Annotated in this window: 17 protein-coding genes; 3 read left to right on the forward strand and 14 right to left on the reverse strand. The window is 65.8% G+C overall.

All coding sequences use genetic code 11. The features are described 5' to 3' along the window. The 13 genes from KAY22_RS15705 to efp all read right to left on the reverse strand — a co-directional run. The coding region (locus tag KAY22_RS15705; protein ID WP_296624344.1) for an NADH-quinone oxidoreductase subunit H at window positions 1–859 on the reverse strand (859 nt) is incomplete at its 3' end. Beyond that, window positions 856–2,865, reverse strand: a complete 2,010-nt coding sequence (gene nuoG, locus KAY22_RS15710; protein ID WP_296624345.1) for an NADH-quinone oxidoreductase subunit NuoG — start codon at window positions 2,863–2,865, stop codon at window positions 856–858. The genes KAY22_RS15705 and nuoG, both read right to left, overlap by 4 nt. Window positions 2,866–2,878: 13 nt before the next feature. Beyond that, window positions 2,879–3,571, reverse strand: a complete 693-nt coding sequence (locus KAY22_RS15715; protein WP_296624346.1) for a hypothetical protein — start codon at window positions 3,569–3,571, stop codon at window positions 2,879–2,881. After that, window positions 3,568–4,863, reverse strand: coding sequence for an NADH-quinone oxidoreductase subunit NuoF (gene nuoF, locus KAY22_RS15720; protein ID WP_296624347.1), 1,296 nt, complete (start codon window positions 4,861–4,863; stop codon window positions 3,568–3,570). Before nuoF ends, KAY22_RS15715 begins: the two co-directional genes overlap by 4 nt. 99 nt (window positions 4,864–4,962) lie before the next feature. Next, complete coding sequence (locus tag KAY22_RS15725) at window positions 4,963–5,112, reverse strand: hypothetical protein (RefSeq protein WP_296624348.1); 150 nt, start codon at window positions 5,110–5,112, stop codon at window positions 4,963–4,965. Further along, window positions 5,109–5,786, reverse strand: a complete 678-nt coding sequence (locus KAY22_RS15730) for an NAD(P)H-dependent oxidoreductase subunit E (RefSeq protein ID WP_296624349.1) — start codon at window positions 5,784–5,786, stop codon at window positions 5,109–5,111. Before KAY22_RS15730 ends, KAY22_RS15725 begins: the two co-directional genes overlap by 4 nt. Then, entirely contained in the window at window positions 5,786–6,091 is a 306-nt protein-coding gene (locus KAY22_RS15735; protein ID WP_296624358.1) for a nuclear transport factor 2 family protein, read from the reverse strand. Before KAY22_RS15735 ends, KAY22_RS15730 begins: the two co-directional genes overlap by 1 nt. Before the next feature lie 26 nt (window positions 6,092–6,117). Next, window positions 6,118–7,338 (reverse strand): NADH-quinone oxidoreductase subunit D, encoded by a 1,221-nt coding sequence (locus KAY22_RS15740; RefSeq protein WP_296624350.1) that lies wholly within the window; start codon window positions 7,336–7,338, stop codon window positions 6,118–6,120. Then, complete coding sequence (locus KAY22_RS15745; RefSeq protein ID WP_296624351.1) at window positions 7,338–8,117, reverse strand: NADH-quinone oxidoreductase subunit C; 780 nt, start codon at window positions 8,115–8,117, stop codon at window positions 7,338–7,340. Before KAY22_RS15745 ends, KAY22_RS15740 begins: the two co-directional genes overlap by 1 nt. Next, window positions 8,114–8,680, reverse strand: a complete 567-nt coding sequence (locus KAY22_RS15750; protein WP_165323226.1) for an NADH-quinone oxidoreductase subunit B — start codon at window positions 8,678–8,680, stop codon at window positions 8,114–8,116. The genes KAY22_RS15745 and KAY22_RS15750 overlap by 4 nt, the downstream gene beginning before the upstream one ends. Beyond that, the gene (gene ndhC / locus KAY22_RS15755) at window positions 8,671–9,048 is read right to left on the reverse strand and encodes an NADH-quinone oxidoreductase subunit A (RefSeq protein ID WP_296624352.1); all 378 of its coding nucleotides are present in this window, start codon (window positions 9,046–9,048) and stop codon (window positions 8,671–8,673) included. The genes KAY22_RS15750 and ndhC overlap by 10 nt, the downstream gene beginning before the upstream one ends. 194 nt (window positions 9,049–9,242) lie before the next feature. Continuing rightward, complete coding sequence (locus KAY22_RS15760; RefSeq protein WP_296624353.1) at window positions 9,243–10,067, reverse strand: inositol monophosphatase family protein; 825 nt, start codon at window positions 10,065–10,067, stop codon at window positions 9,243–9,245. 119 nt (window positions 10,068–10,186) lie between these two features. Then, window positions 10,187–10,750 carry an elongation factor P gene (gene efp / locus KAY22_RS15765; RefSeq protein WP_296624354.1) on the reverse strand — a complete coding sequence of 188 codons (564 nt, stop codon included), beginning with the start codon at window positions 10,748–10,750 and terminating at the stop codon, window positions 10,187–10,189. A gap of 207 nt (window positions 10,751–10,957) precedes the next feature. Between efp and KAY22_RS15770 the strand changes: the two genes are divergently transcribed. Beyond that, a complete protein-coding gene (locus KAY22_RS15770) occupies window positions 10,958–11,182 on the forward strand; it encodes a twin transmembrane helix small protein (RefSeq protein WP_296624359.1) in 225 nt (74 codons plus the stop codon). A gap of 13 nt (window positions 11,183–11,195) precedes the next feature. Then, complete coding sequence (locus KAY22_RS15775; protein ID WP_296624355.1) at window positions 11,196–11,765, forward strand: cob(I)yrinic acid a,c-diamide adenosyltransferase; 570 nt, start codon at window positions 11,196–11,198, stop codon at window positions 11,763–11,765. Window positions 11,766–11,773: 8 nt separating this feature from the next. On the opposite strand, the gene KAY22_RS15780 is transcribed toward KAY22_RS15775, so the two are convergent. Then, window positions 11,774–11,908 (reverse strand): hypothetical protein, encoded by a 135-nt coding sequence (locus tag KAY22_RS15780; protein WP_296624356.1) that lies wholly within the window; start codon window positions 11,906–11,908, stop codon window positions 11,774–11,776. Between the two features lie 133 nt (window positions 11,909–12,041). Here KAY22_RS15780 and uvrA point away from each other — a divergent pair. Continuing rightward, window positions 12,042–14,922: excinuclease ABC subunit UvrA (gene uvrA, locus KAY22_RS15785; protein WP_296624357.1), on the forward strand; the 2,881-nt coding region annotated here is incomplete at its 3' end.

Below are 14,922 nucleotides of genomic sequence, written 5' to 3' on the forward strand. Positions count from 1 at the left end.
GCACCATGTAGAGCGGCGCCCAGTCGACCGGGGGCAGCCAGCCGCCCCAGAACAGGATCGCGTTGAGGCCGCACATCAGGATGACGTTGGCATATTCGCCGAGCCAGTAGAGCGCGAAGGACATCGACGAATATTCGGTCTGATAGCCGGCGACGAGCTCCGACTCCGCCTCGGTCAGGTCGAACGGCGCGCGTGCCGTTTCCGCCATGGCCGAGATCAGGAAGACCACGGCCATCGGGAACAGCAGCGGGTTGAAACCATAGCCGTTGATGAAGCCGAAGATGTGGGCGCGCTGCCCCTCGACGATCGCCGACATGTTGAAGCTGCCGGTCCACAGCACCACTGAGATGAGCACGAAACCGATCGAGACTTCGTAGCTGACCATCTGCGCGGCCGCGCGGAGCGCCGAGTAGAAGGGGTATTTGGAGTTGGACGCCCAGCCCGCGATGATCACGCCATAGACGCCGATCGACGAGGCCGCGAGCACGTAGAGCAGGCCGATGTTGATGTCGGCCAACACGACGCCCGGAGCGAAGGGGATCACCGCCCAGACGATCAGCGCGACCGTGAAGGTGATGATCGGCGCGAGCAGGAACAGGCCCTTGTTCGCGGCCGCCGGAATGATGGTTTCCTGCAGAAAGACCTTTGCGCCGTCGGCAAAGCTCTGCAGCAGGCCCCAGGGACCGACGACGTTCGGACCGCGACGCAGTGCCATCGCCGCCCAGATCTTGCGGTCGGCATAGATGATCATCGCCACGGCGAGCATCAGCGGCAGCGCGATGACGAGAATGCCGATGATCGTCGAGGCGAGCCACGCCCATTCGAAGGCGAGGCCCCAGCTTTGGAACAGCGCGGTCATTCGGCGGCCTCCGCGAAGCTCTGGCCGTGGATAAGCTCGGCCGAGCAGCGCTGCATCGTGTCGCTCGCACGAGCGATCGGGTTGGTGAGGTAGAAGTCCTTGACCGGATAGCCGACCGGACCGGACGCGCTCGCGGCGAGGCCCGTCGGGACCGACCAGCCATAAGCGGCGAGGCCCTCGACACCCAAAGCGGGCACTTCCGCGATCATCGCGGCGCGCAGCTGATCGAGCGTGTCGAACGGCAGCTTGTGGCCGAGCACGTCGGAGAGGGCGCGGAAGATCGCCCAGTCCTCGCGCGCGTCGCCCGGTGGGAAGACCGCCCGGTCGCTGCGCTGGACGCGGCCTTCGGTGTTCACATAGGTGCCCGGCTTCTCGGTATAAGCAGCACCCGGCAGGACGATGTCCGCGCCGGCGGCTCCGGCATCGCCATGATGGCCAACATAGACCTTCAGGCTCTTGGCGAAGCGCGACAGGTCGACATCGTCGGCGCCGAGCAGGAAGAGCAGCTTCGGCGCGGCGTCGGCGAGGTCGGCGATGCCGCCCTTCTGCGCATAGCCGAGCATCAGCCCGCCCATCCGCGCAGCCGCGAGATGGACGACATTATAGCCGTTCCAGCCATCCTTCACGAGGCCGAGCGGCTCGACCAGAGCCAGGGTCGCGCCCTGCGCACCCGCCTTGAGCGCGCCACCGCCGACGATCACCGCCGGGCGCTCGGCCTTGGCGAAGGCGTCGACCACGTCCTGGGGCAGATTGCCGAGCAGGCCGAGGTCGTTGCCGAGCCAGGTCGCCGGATAGGTCAGGTCGACCTGCTCGCCGATCGCGAACACCTTGGCCCGCTTGCGAACGACCGCCTTGCGGACGCGCGTGTTGATCAGCGGCGCCTCCCAGCGCAGGTTCGAGCCGACCAGCAGGATGACGTCGGCCGTCTCGATGCCGGCGATCGTGCTGTTGAAATTGACCGCCGAGAGGCTGGACGTGTCATAGTCCATCCCGGTCTGGCGCCCTTCGAGCAGGGTCGATCCCATCGCGCCAAGCAGCGCCCTGGCGGCGTACATCGTCTCGCAGTCGAGCTGGTCACCCGCAATCGCGGCGACTGACGAACCGGCATTGGCGGCCTTGATCGCGGCAAAGGCGTCGGCCCAGCTGGCCTCGACCAGCTTGCCGTCCTTGCGGACGAACGGACGATCGAGGCGACGACGGACGAGGCCGTCGACGGCGTGGCGCGTCTTGTCCGACGCCCATTCCTCGTTCACGTCCTCGTTGATCCGGGGCAGCACGCGCAGCACCTGGCGGCCGCGGCTGTCGAAGCGGACATTGGTGCCGACCGCATCCATCACGTCGATGCCGAGCGTCTTCTTGAGCTCCCACGGACGGGCTTCGAACGCATAAGGCTTGCTGGTCAGCGCCCCGACCGGGCACAGATCGACGACATTGCCCGAAAGCTCGCTGGTCACCGCCTTTTCGAGATAGGAGGTGATCTGCATGTTCTCGCCGCGATAGACCGCGCCGATCTCCTCCACGCCCGACACTTCCTCCGCGAAGCGGACGCAGCGGGTGCACTGGATGCAGCGCGTCATCGTCGTCTTGACGATCGGGCCCATATATTTGTCGGTGACGGCGCGCTTGTTCTCGCCAAAGCGGCTCTGGCCCCGGCCATAGGCGACCGACTGGTCCTGCAGGTCGCACTCGCCGCCCTGATCGCAGATCGGGCAGTCGAGCGGGTGGTTGATCAGCAGGAATTCCATGACGCCTTCGCGCGCCTTCTTCACCATCGGCGACTGGGTAAGGATTTCCTGATTGTCGGCGGCGGGCAGCGCGCACGACGCCTGCGGCTTCGGCGGCCCGGGCTTCACCTCGACGAGGCACATGCGGCAATTGCCGGCGATCGACAGCCGCTCATGGTAGCAGAAGCGCGGGATTTCCTTGCCCGCGGCTTCGCACGCCTGGAGCACCGTGGCGCCGGCGGGGACTTCGACTTCGATCCCGTCTACGGTCAGTTTCGGCATAGGTCCTCGACGGTCATCCCTGAGTGTCAGCGGGCGGCGGAGCCACGGCGCGCTGATAAAGAGCTTCGGCCAGCACTGCACGCAGCGACTGGCGATTTGCCTTGAGCGTGGCGCCCTGCGGCAGGCACGGCCCGAGCGTCGTGCCCAGTGCCTTCACCGCTGCGACTTCCTCGGCACTTTCCGGCTTTGTCGCAAGCAGGCTGCGGATTCCGGCCGGATTCTGGTCTGCCGTGCAGGCACCCATCTCGTCGATCGCGGCCGGGCGGCCCGTGACAGCAAACCAGTCGCGCGCATAGCTCGGCTGGGCTTCCAGCGGCGGCAGCGCGTCGTCGGTCTTCATCTTGAGCAGCGCCGCCTCGGCGAAGATGCCGCGCATCACATCTGCGGGAGCCAGCACTGCCGCCCCCTCGATGTTCGGCGTATCGGTCAGCTGGGCACGGGCGCATTCCACGCTTTTGTTCAGCGCGCGATCATATCGCTGGACGTCGGCATCGGTACGCGCCGCCAGAAAGGCCCGCACGTCGCCGCCGCGCTTGAAATACAAGCATTCCGCCAAACGATGCGCGGTACGCAACGCATCATAATTGGTGCGCTGGTTGGCGGTGGCCGTGCGTTCGCCCAGGCGGGAGCCGATCGGCGGCTCCGCCATCGCCGACGAAGCGATCAGCGCTGCGGACATCAGGGTCGGGAGAAGAGCCGCCTTCATTCGGCCGCCTCCATCATCGGGCTGCCGCCGCGCTCCGCGATGCGACGCTCGACCTCGGGGCGGAAATGGCGGAGCAGGCCCTGGATCGGCCAGGCCGCCGCGTCGCCCAGCGCGCAGATGGTGTGGCCTTCGACCTGCTTGGTGACGTCGAGCAGCATGTCGATTTCCTCGACCGCCGCATCGCCGGTGCGAAGGCGCTCCATGACGCGCCACATCCAGCCCGTGCCTTCGCGGCAGGGGGTGCACTGGCCGCAGCTCTCATGCTTGTAGAAATAGCTGAGCCGGCTGATCGCGCGGACGATGTCGGTCGACTTGTCCATGACGATGACCGCCGCCGTGCCGAGGCCCGATCCGACGCCCTTGAGGCCGTCGAAATCCATCGGTGCGTCCATGATCTGCGCGGCCGGCACCAGCGGCACCGACGATCCGCCCGGGATCACCGCGAGCAGATTGTCCCAGCCGCCGCGAATGCCGCCGGCATGCTTGTCGATCAGCTCGCGGAAGCTAATCCCCATCGCTTCCTCGACCACGCAGGGCTTGTTCACATGGCCCGAGATCTGGAAGAGCTTGGTGCCCTTGTTGCCCTCGCGGCCGATGCCCGCGAACCAGCTCGCGCCGCGCCGCAGGATCGTCGGGGCGACCGCGATCGACTCGACGTTGTTGACCGTGGTCGGGCAGCCATAAAGGCCGGCACCCGCCGGGAAAGGCGGCTTTAGGCGGGGCTGGCCCTTCTTGCCTTCGAGGCTTTCGATCTGCGCGGTTTCCTCGCCGCAGATATAGGCACCCGCGCCGCGATGGACGAAGACGTCGAAATCATAGCCCGAGCCGGCGGCGTTCTTGCCGAGCAGGCCGGCGGCATAGGCTTCCTCGACGGCGGCGAAGAGCACCTTCGCCTCGTAGATGAACTCGCCGCGGATATAGATATAGGCCGCGCGCGCGCGCATCGCGAAGCCGGCGATCAGCGCGCCTTCGATCAGCTTATGCGGATCGTGGCGCATGATCTCGCGGTCCTTGCACGAGCCGGGCTCGGACTCGTCGGCGTTGATCACCAGGAAGCTCGGACGGCCGGGCTTCGGCTCCTTGGGCATGAAGCTCCACTTCATGCCGGTCGGGAAGCCGGCGCCGCCGCGACCGCGCAGACCCGAGGCCTTGATGTCCTCGATGATCTGGTCCGGCCCGCGTTCGAGCAGTTTCTTGGTATTGTCCCAGTCGCCGCGTTTGCGCGCCGCCTCGAGATTCCAGGGCTGGAATCCGTAGACGTTGGTGAAGATGCGATCCTTGTCGTCAAGCATCGAAGGCACCCCGAACAGGAAGCGCGGTTCCGGCGCAGGCCGGATGACCGAGGGAGAGACCGGCCGGCGCCGGCGCGGTGAAAAGGCCGATAGCAGCCATCAGATCTTCTTTCCGAACAGCTTGTCGGCCACGAAATAGGCCAGCAGGCCCAGACCGATCGCGATCGCGACGCCCAGCAGCTTGAAGGTCACCTTCACGAGGATGACCGCCAGCACGACCGTGACGATGATCGCGATCAGCGCGCTCATGCGGGCGCATCCCAGCGGCCGCGATAGTCATGATTCTCGCCGACCATTTCGACCAGCGTCGTCGGGCCGCCTTCGGGGCAGCTCGTCTGGCGGTCGATCTGCGGGCCGACCTTCGGCTGCTCGCCGCGCGCAAGCGCATCGAGCACGGCGGTCATGCTGTCGAAGGTCAGATCCTCGTAATTGTCGTCGTTGATCTGGACCATCGGTGCGTTGGCGCAGGCGCCGAGGCATTCGACCTCGGTGAGCGTGAACAGACCGTCGGCCGTCGTCGCGCCCTTCTTCATGCCCTTCTTGTAGCAGGCATCGAGAACGTCATCGGAGCCGCGCAGCATGCACGGCGTCGTGCCGCACACCTGCACATGATAGCGGCCGACCGGCGCCAGATTGTACATGGTGTAGAAGGTCGCGACCTCGAACACCCGAATATAGGCCATGTCGAGCTGCTTGCCGATATATTCCATCACCGGCACGGGCAGCCAGCCCTGGGTGTTGGTCTCGGCGCCGACCTGGCGCTGCGCCAGGTCGAGCAGCGGCATCACCGCCGACTGCTGGCGCCCCGGGGGATAGCGGGCGATGATCTTCTTCGCCTGCTCGGCATTTTCCGCCGTCCAGGCGAAATTGCCCCAGCGGGCGCGGGTCTCGGCCTCGTCGGGAATATGGGCTGCGTCAGCCATCAGCGCACGAACTCCACGCGCGACACCTTGTCGCCTTCGAAACTGTAGATGCTCATCACCTCGAACGGCTCGGCATCGCTGGACCGGTACACCTTCTCGTGAAGGAGGATATAGTCGCCCAGTTGCTGGCCGGAGAGGATTTCGGCGCGGTTCTCGGGGAACTGCGCAAACATCGCCTTGAGCCCTTCGCGAACGCCCTCGCGCCCGTCGCGCAGCACCGCGCCGCGATAGCCGGCTTCGGCCGCATCGTCGGTCATCAGCGCGACATAGGCGTCGGCGTCCTGCGCATTGTAATGCGCGATCATCTGCTCTGCGATCGCCAGCTTGCTGCTCACCGGTCGCACTCCCCGAACACGACGTCGATCGCCGAGAGGATGGCGGTGGTGTCGGCGAGCATATGGCCCTTCATCATGAAGTCCATCGCCTGAAGATGGCTGAACGCGGTCGGGCGGATCTTGCAGCGATACGGCTTGTTGCTGCCGTCCGAGACCAGATAGACGCCGAACTCGCCCTTCGGGCTCTCGGTCGCGACATAGACGTCGCCCTCGGGCACATGGAAGCCCTCGGTGTAGAGCTTGAAATGGTGGATCAGCGCTTCCATCGAGCGCTTCATCTCGCCCCGCTTGGGCGGCACGACCTTGCGGTCGAGGCTGGCGATCGGCCCTTCGGGCATTTCGCGCAGGCACTGCTTGATGATGCGCGCCGACTGGCGGACTTCCTCGATGCGGACCATGATCCGGTCGTAGCAGTCGCCCTTGGTGCCCACGGGAACCTCGAAGTCCATGCGGTCATAGACGTCGTAGGGCTGCGCCTTGCGGATATCCCAGGGAATGCCGGCCGCACGGATCATCGGGCCGGAGAAGCCCCAGGCGATCGCGTCTTCCTTGCTCACCACGCCGATGTCGACGTTGCGCTGCTTGAAGATGCGGTTGTCGGCGAACAGCGACACCGCGTCCTCGAACAGGCGCGGCATACGGTCGTCGAGCCAGTCGCCGATGTCGGTCAGCAGCTTCAGCGGCACGTCCTGGTGCACGCCGCCCGGACGGAACCAGGCCGAGTGCATGCGCGCGCCCGACGCGCGCTCGAAGAAGTTGAGGCAGTCCTCGCGGATTTCGAACAGCCACAGATTCGGCGTCATCGCGCCGACGTCCATGACGTGCGCGCCGATGTTGAGCATGTGGTTGCAGATGCGGGTCAGCTCGGCGAACAGCACGCGCAGATATTGCGCGCGGAGCGGCACTTCGAGCTGGAGCAGCTTCTCGACCGCCAGCACATAGCTGTGCTCCATGCCGAGCGGCGAGCAATAGTCGAGCCGGTCGAAATAGGGCAGCGCCTGCAGATAGGTCTTGTATTCGATCAGCTTCTCGGTGCCGCGATGGAGCAGGCCGACATGCGGGTCGACGCGCTCGACGATCTCGCCGTCGAGCTCCATCACCATGCGCAGCACGCCGTGCGCGGCCGGGTGCTGCGGACCGAAGTTGATCGTGTAGTTCTGGATCTCCGTCTCGCCCTTCTGGGCCTCGGGAGTCAGCGTGTCATAGGTCGAAGCCATTACTTCTTCGCTCCGTCGCCGAGCGGGTCGGCCTTGCCTTCGCCGGTCTGCCCCACATGATCGGTCGTCTTGGGCGTGGGCGGCGGCGCCTTGCCCTCGACCGGCTTGGGCGCGGTGCCGGCCGGCGCCGGCGCAGGGGTCGGCGCACCCGGCTGTGTCGCCGAGACCTTCTCGTCCCCCGGAAGGATATAGTCGGCGCCTTCCCACGGGCTCATGAAGTCGAAGCTGCGGAAGTCCTGCGCCAGCTTGACCGGCTCATAGACCACGCGCTTGTGCTGCTCCGAATAGCGCAGCTCGACATAGCCCGTCAGCGGGAAGTCCTTGCGCTGCGGATGGCCGCGAAAGCCATAGTCGGTCAGGATACGGCGCAGGTCGGGGTTGCCCTCGAACAGCACGCCATACATGTCGAACACCTCGCGCTCGAGCCAGCCGGCGACCGGCCACAGCCCGGTCACCGACGGAACCGGGGTAACTTCGTCGGCGGCGACATGGACGCGGATGCGATGGTTCCGCGTCAGGCTGAGCATGCAATAGACGACCTCGAACCGCTCGGCGCGATCGGGATAGTCGACGCCGGCGATCTCCATCAGCTGCTGATATTCCAGCTGATCGCGCAGGATCGTCATCGTCTCGACCAGGCTGTCGCGGGCGACGTGCAGCGCATATTCGCCGACGCACTGACGCAGCTCGATCAGGCGTGCACCGAGGGCGGCGGTCACCGCCTCGGCAAACCCGTCCTTGGCCGCGAAACGCGGGAAGGTCAGCGAAGTGTCACTCATCTCTCGAGCGTCCCCACGCGGCGGATCTTACGCTGCAGCTGCATGATGCCATAGAGCAGCGCCTCGGCGGTCGGCGGGCAGCCGGGCACATAGATGTCGACGGGCACGATCCGGTCGCAGCCACGCACCACCGAGTAGCTATAGTGATAATAGCCGCCGCCATTGGCGCAGGAACCCATCGAGATCACATATTTGGGCTCGGACATCTGGTCGTAGACGCGACGCAGCGCAGGGGCCATCTTGTTGCACAGCGTACCGGCGACGATCATCACGTCCGACTGGCGCGGAGAGGCGCGCGGCGCGGCGCCGAAGCGCTCCAGGTCGTAGCGCGGCATGTTGACGTGGATCATCTCGACCGCGCAGCAGGCGAGACCGAAGGTCATCCACCACAGCGAGCCGGTGCGGGCCCACTGGAACAGCTCCTCGGCAGAGGTGACGAGGAAGCCCTTGTCGTTGACCTCGGCCTGCAGCGACTTGAAGAAGTCGGCATCGGGCTGGACGATATCGCCGCCGAAGCCTTCCAGCTTGTGCGGGTTGCGCGCCGGATCGAGCGTCACTCCCATTCCAGGGCTCCCTTCTTCCACGCGTAGATGTAACCGATCGTCAGTTCGACCAGGAAGATCATCATCGAGGCCCAGCCGGCGAAGCCGATGCCGCCCAGCGACACCGCCCACGGATAGAGAAAGGCCGCTTCGAGATCGAAGATGATGAACAGGATCGCGATCAGGTAGAAGCGCACGTCGAACTGGGCACGGCTGTCCTCGAAGGCCGGGAAGCCGCATTCATATTCGGTGAGCTTCTCAGGGGTCGGCTTGTGCGAGCCGGTCGCACGCGACACGAGCATCGGCAGGAAGACGAACGCACTCGACAGAACGAGAGCGACCCCCAGGAAGATCAGGATCGGTAGATATCCAGCGGCGACTGACGCCATGAACAGGCTCCGAGCAGAGGGCCGGGAATCCGGCCTTTGGCGCGACCTTTAGGCGCGCCGCATGTGCGAAGCAAGGTGTCGGGGAGTGAGAATGACTCGCAAAAAGGCGAGTGTTTCCCGTCGATTTCCGGGAAGCTGGCCCATGGTGCAGGCCCGCATCCGCACCGCCGCCTGCAAGCGGCGGCGCGACGCCCTCAAAGCCCCTTGACGCCCTGCGCGACGAGCTTGTGCAGGCGCGTGGCCAGCCCGTCATTGGTGGCAAGATATTCGTTGCGCTCGTGCATCCGGTCACCGCCGCGGAAATCGCTGACGAAGCCGCCCGCCTCCCGCACCAGCAGGATGCCGGCCGCCACGTCCCAGATCTTCAGCTCCGATTCCCAGAAGGCGTCGAAGCGTCCTGCGGCGACCCAGGCGAGGTCGAGCGAGGCGGCGCCGAAGCGACGAATGCCGGCGATCTCGGGGCCGACCTGGGCAAAGATGGCGCTCCACTTGCGGATATCGCCGTGACCGAGAAAAGGAATGCCGGTCGCGACCAGCGCATCGGCGAGCTCGCGACGCGCCGACACGCGCAGGCGACGGTCCTGCAGCCAGGCGCCACGCCCCTTTTCGGCCCAGAAGCTCTCGTCGGTCAGCGGCTGATAGATCAGGCCATGGCTGACGTCGCCGCGCATCTGGCCCGGTCGGGCCGGTTCCTCGACTGCGATCGAGATCGCGAAGTGCGGGATGCCGTGGAGAAAGTTGGTGGTCCCGTCGAGCGGGTCGATGATCCAGCGCGGCTTGTTGGGATCGCCCTCGATCTCGCCGCCTTCCTCCAGCACGAAGCCCCAGTCGGGGCGCGCGCGCTTGAGTTCCTCGACCAGCGTCTGTTCGGCGCGCTGGTCGGCCATCGACACGAAGTCGGCCGGCCCCTTGCGGCTCACCTGCAGCTGCTGGACCTCGTTGAAGTCGCGACGCAGGCGCGGCGCGGCCTTGCGCGCGGCGCGGTCCATGACGGTGATGAGGCCGGAATGGCTGACCAAGATACTTCTCCGTTCGTGCCGGCCGGGCGGCACTGGCTACGCGATACAGGGCCCCGCCGATATCCGGGGGACAAAAAGAGGCGGGCCGGCCCGGAGACCGGCCTCGCGATCAGGCAGGATCAGTCCGCGCGGCGGACATATTCCTGGCTGTAGACGTCGACGACGATGCGGGTACCGCTGGCGATATGCGGCGGCACCATCACGCGGACGCCGTTTTCGAGCAAAGCGGGCTTGTAGCTGGACGAGGCGGTCTGCCCCTTCACCACGGCATCGGCCTCGACGATCAGCGCCTCGACGGTGTCGGGCAGCTGGACCGAGATCGGGCGCTCCTCGTAAAGTTCCATGACGACGTCCATGCCGTCCTGGAGGAAGGCGGCAGCATCGCCGAGCAGGTCGCGCGGCAGCGTGATCTGCTCGTAGCTGTCCTTGTCCATGAAGGTCAGATCCTCGCCCTCGGCGAACAGGAACTGGAAATCCTTGGTGTCGAGGCGAACGCGCTCGACCGTCTCGGCCGAACGGAAACGGACGTTGTTCTTGCGCCCGTCGATCAGGTTCTTCATCTCGACCTGCATATAGGCGCCGCCCTTGCCGGGCTGCGTATGCTGGATCTTGACGGCGCGCCAGATGCCGCCTTCATATTCGATGATGTTGCCGGGACGGATGTCCACGCCGCTGATCTTCATGGTTCACCTGAGACTGAGGATTTGAAAGAGCCGGCGGCGGCCATAGCCGCAGCGCCGGAAAAGGGCAAGGCGAGTCCATGATCCGGGGGTTTCGGCGCCCGACGGTCGCCGCCCGATGCGGTGCGGCGAAGTGCACGAAAGGGAAGAGGCGCGACGCTGCGGCACATTGCGGTTCACCTGCCCCACCGATCGCGCTACACCATGCCGATGAATACAGTCTTCTTCATCCTCATCCTGCTCGCGGTGATTGCTACGGTCGTCGCGCTGGTGCGGGGAATCATCGCCTTCCTCAAGACCACCGAGGAAGACCTCAAGGCGGGAACGGTCAGCCGGTCGGGCCTGCAGCAGAACAAGATGATGCGGATGCGCATCGCCTTCCAGGCGATCGCTGTCATCCTGGTCATCCTGATGCTGATCATGAGCCGGCCCTGAGCCACCCCCTCCGATGGTCAGGCTGAACAGGATTTACACCCGCACGGGTGATGCGGGCGAGACGGGCCTGGTCGACGGATCGCGTCTGCCCAAATGCGCGCCGCGCATGGCCGCGATTGGCGACGTCGATGAGCTGAACTCCGCGATCGGCATAGCCCTGACCCACGATATGCCGGCAACCGCCGGCGCGAAGCTGTCGCGCATCCAGAACGAACTGTTCGACCTCGGCGCCGATTTCGCCACGCCGGGTCCCGATTTCGCGCCGTCCGAGATGGTGCTCCGCATCGTCGAATCGCAGGTCGAGCGGCTCGAGGCCGAGATCGACGAGATGAACGAGGCGCTGGAGCCGCTGCGCAGCTTCATACTGCCCGGCGGTCATCCGGCGGCGGCGGCGATCCATCTCGCGCGGGCGATCTGCCGGCGGGCCGAACGCTCGGCCGTCGCCGCGGATCGAGACGCGGGGCTGAACCCGGTCGGCCTCGCTTATGTGAACCGCCTGTCCGATCATCTGTTCGTGCTGGCCCGCTGGATCAACCTGGCGGGATCGGGCGATATATTGTGGAAGCCGGGGGCCACCCGCTGAACGGGTGATCAGATGTGCGACGCGCTTTCCATCGCGTTCGGATCGCCGATCATACGGTCGAGCAGGATGAAGCCTACCGACATGAAGACCAGGGCGATCAGGAGCGACTGCACAAGCTCCCGGCGACTGATCAGACCAAGCATCGCAACGTCCTCCACCAACGGAAAGGCCGGCTCCTTCTAGCCGATAGAGGGTTGAGAAACGCCTAACCACTGCCCACATCGGCGGCCGACGGACCGCCTTGCGCGCGGCGAACAAATCTGGAACATTCCCGACATGCTCACACATATCTCGGTGCGCGGCGCGCGCGAACATAACCTAAAGGGCGTCGACGTCGACCTGCCGCGCGACAAGCTGATCGTGATCACCGGCCTGTCGGGATCGGGCAAGTCCAGCCTCGCCTTCGACACCATCTATGCGGAGGGTCAGCGCCGCTACGTCGAGAGCCTGTCGGCCTATGCGCGCCAGTTCCTCGAGCTGATGCAGAAGCCCGACGTCGATCATATAGAGGGCCTGTCGCCGGCCATCTCGATCGAACAGAAGACGACCAGCCGCAACCCGCGCTCGACCGTCGCGACGGTGACCGAGATCTACGACTATATGCGCCTGCTCTGGGCGCGTGTCGGCGTGCCCTACTCGCCCGCTACCGGCCTGCCGATCGCCGCGCAGACGATCAGCCAGATGGTCGACCGCATCCTTCAGCTGAAGGAGGGCACCCGCTTCCTGCTGCTCGCCCCGGTCGTGCGCGGCCGCAAGGGCGAATATCGCAAGGAGCTGGCCGAATGGCAGAAGGCGGGCTTCACCCGCGTTCGCATCGACGGCGAGAATTACGAGATCGAGAACGCTCCCGCGCTCGACAAGAAGTACAAGCACGACATCGAGGTGGTGGTCGACCGCCTCGTCGTCCGCGAAGGGATCGAAACCCGCCTGGCGCAGAGCCTGGAAACCGCGCTGCGCCTCGCAGACGGCTTGGCCTTTGCCGATCTGGTCGACACGACCGTGGCCGAGGCGACGGTACAATTCCCCTCCACCGGCTCCGCCGGTTCCCCTCCCCGTTCCGGGGAGGATCAGGGAGCCAGCAATCCTCCCCGGAACGGGGAGGGGGACCAGCCGCAGGCTGGTGGAGGGGCCGCAGCCGTCCGCGAGATGCCCGTCGCCTTCCAATATGGCGAGGCCCTCGCCGATGCCGCCGGCAAGACCACCGGCGGCATGAAGAAGACGGGCATCCCCGCCAACCGCATCACCTTCTCCGAAAAATTCGCCTGCCCGGTATCGGGCTTCACCATTGCCGAGATCGAGCCGCGTCTTTTCTCGTTCAATGCACCGCAGGGCGCCTGCCCGGCCTGCGACGGCCTCGGCGAGAAGCTCTATTTCGATCCGCAGCTGGTCGTCCCCAATGAGGCGCTGTCGATCAAGCAGGGCGCGGTCGTGCCCTGGGCCAAGTCGAACCCGCCCAGCCCCTATTATATGCAGGTGCTGAGCTCGGTCGCGCGTGCTTATGGCTTCAAGCTCGAGACGCCGTGGAACGAGCTGCCGCAGGAGTATCGCGACGCCGTTCTCTACGGCACCAAGGGCAAGGCTATCACGCTGACCTTCATCGACGGGCGCAAGAGCTATGACGTCCAGAAGCCGTTCGAGGGGGTGATCCACAATCTCGAACGCCGGATGCTCGCGACCGAGAGCGCGTGGATGCGCGAGGAACTGTCCAAATATCAGAGCGCCGCACCCTGCGAGGTCTGCGGCGGCGCCCGCCTCAAGCCCGAGGCGCTGGCGGTGAAGATCGCCGGCGAGGACATTTCCATGTCGACCCGGCGCGCGGTCGGCCCTGCCCTCGCCTTCTTCCGCGACATGCCCAACCACCTAAACGAGCAGCAGCGCGCGATCGCCGAGCGGATCCTTAAGGAGATCGTCGAGCGGCTGGGCTTCCTCGACAATGTCGGGCTCGACTATCTCAACCTCGACCGCACCTCGGGCACGCTATCGGGCGGCGAGAGCCAACGCATCCGCCTCGCCTCGCAGATCGGCTCGGGCCTGTCGGGCGTGCTCTACGTCCTCGACGAACCCTCGATCGGCCTGCACCAGCGCGACAATGACCGGCTGCTGATCACGCTGCGGCGTCTGCGCGACCTCGGCAACACCGTCATCGTCGTCGAGCATGACGAGGACGCGATCCGCACCGCCGACTATATCCTCGACATGGGGCCGGGCGCGGGCGTCCATGGCGGCGAGGTCGTCGCCTCGGGCACGCTCGACCAGATCCTCGCGCATGAGGACAGCCTGACTGGCGCCTATCTGTCGGGCCGCCGGATGGTCGACGTGCCGAAGAAGCGGCGCAAGGGCAATGGCAAGAAACTGACCGTCCATGGCGCGCGCGCCAACAACCTCAAGGACGTCACCGCATCCATTCCACTGGGCACCTTCACCTGCATCACCGGCGTGTCGGGATCGGGCAAGTCGAGCTTCACGATCGACACGCTCTATGCGTCGGCAGCCCGCCAGCTGAACGGCGCGCGGGTCGTCGCCGGAGCGCATGACAAGATCAGCGGCCTCGACCATTGCGACAAGGTGATCGACATCGACCAGTCGCCGATCGGCCGCACCCCGCGATCGAACCCGGCGACCTATACCGGCGCCTTCACCAATATCCGCGACTGGTTCGCCGGCCTGCCCGAGAGCGAGGCGCGCGGCTACAAGCCGGGCCGCTTCAGCTTCAACGTCAAGGGCGGCCGCTGCGAGGCCTGCCAGGGCGACGGCGTGCTCAAGATCGAGATGCACTTCCTCCCCGACGTCTACGTCACCTGCGACGTGTGCCACGGCGCGCGCTACAATCGCGAGACGCTGGAAGTGAAGTTCAAGGGCAAGTCGATCGCGGACGTGCTCGACATGACGGTCGAGGACGCGGTCGAGTTCTTCAAGGCGGTGCCGCCGATCCGCGACAAGATGGCGATGCTGGCCGAGGTCGGCCTCGGCTATATCAAGGTCGGGCAGCAGGCCACGACGCTGTCGGGCGGCGAGGCGCAGCGCGTGAAACTGGCCAAGGAGCTGTCGCGCCGGTCGACCGGCAACACCCTCTACATCCTCGACGAGCCGACGACCGGCCTCCATTTCGAGGACGTCCGCAAGCTGCTCGAAGTGCTCCACGCGCTCGTCGCCGCTC

This window comes from Rhizorhabdus sp. (assembly GCF_018006725.1).
In the GTDB taxonomy this organism is placed as follows: domain Bacteria; phylum Pseudomonadota; class Alphaproteobacteria; order Sphingomonadales; family Sphingomonadaceae; genus Rhizorhabdus.

Excerpts from the sequence above, each read along its gene's own strand:
- KAY22_RS15730 (WP_296624349.1), bottom strand. The coding sequence starts at position 5,786 with ATGGCTGACGCAGCCCATATTCCCGACGAGGCCGAGACCCGCGCCCGC.
- KAY22_RS15770 (WP_296624359.1), top strand. The coding sequence starts at position 10,958 with ATGAATACAGTCTTCTTCATCCTCATCCTGCTCGCGGTGATTGCTACG.
- KAY22_RS15745 (WP_296624351.1), bottom strand. The coding sequence starts at position 8,117 with ATGAGTGACACTTCGCTGACCTTCCCGCGTTTCGCGGCCAAGGACGGG.
- ndhC (WP_296624352.1), bottom strand. The coding sequence starts at position 9,048 with ATGGCGTCAGTCGCCGCTGGATATCTACCGATCCTGATCTTCCTGGGG.
- efp (WP_296624354.1), bottom strand. The coding sequence starts at position 10,750 with ATGAAGATCAGCGGCGTGGACATCCGTCCCGGCAACATCATCGAATAT.
- KAY22_RS15775 (WP_296624355.1), top strand. The coding sequence starts at position 11,196 with ATGGTCAGGCTGAACAGGATTTACACCCGCACGGGTGATGCGGGCGAG.
- KAY22_RS15740 (WP_296624350.1), bottom strand. The coding sequence starts at position 7,338 with ATGGCTTCGACCTATGACACGCTGACTCCCGAGGCCCAGAAGGGCGAG.
- KAY22_RS15780 (WP_296624356.1), bottom strand. The coding sequence starts at position 11,908 with ATGCTTGGTCTGATCAGTCGCCGGGAGCTTGTGCAGTCGCTCCTGATC.
- KAY22_RS15750 (WP_165323226.1), bottom strand. The coding sequence starts at position 8,680 with ATGGGAGTGACGCTCGATCCGGCGCGCAACCCGCACAAGCTGGAAGGC.
- KAY22_RS15725 (WP_296624348.1), bottom strand. The coding sequence starts at position 5,112 with ATGAGCGCGCTGATCGCGATCATCGTCACGGTCGTGCTGGCGGTCATC.
- KAY22_RS15735 (WP_296624358.1), bottom strand. The coding sequence starts at position 6,091 with ATGATCGCGCATTACAATGCGCAGGACGCCGACGCCTATGTCGCGCTG.
- nuoF (WP_296624347.1), bottom strand. The coding sequence starts at position 4,863 with ATGCTTGACGACAAGGATCGCATCTTCACCAACGTCTACGGATTCCAG.
- nuoG (WP_296624345.1), bottom strand. The coding sequence starts at position 2,865 with ATGCCGAAACTGACCGTAGACGGGATCGAAGTCGAAGTCCCCGCCGGC.
- KAY22_RS15715 (WP_296624346.1), bottom strand. The coding sequence starts at position 3,571 with ATGAAGGCGGCTCTTCTCCCGACCCTGATGTCCGCAGCGCTGATCGCT.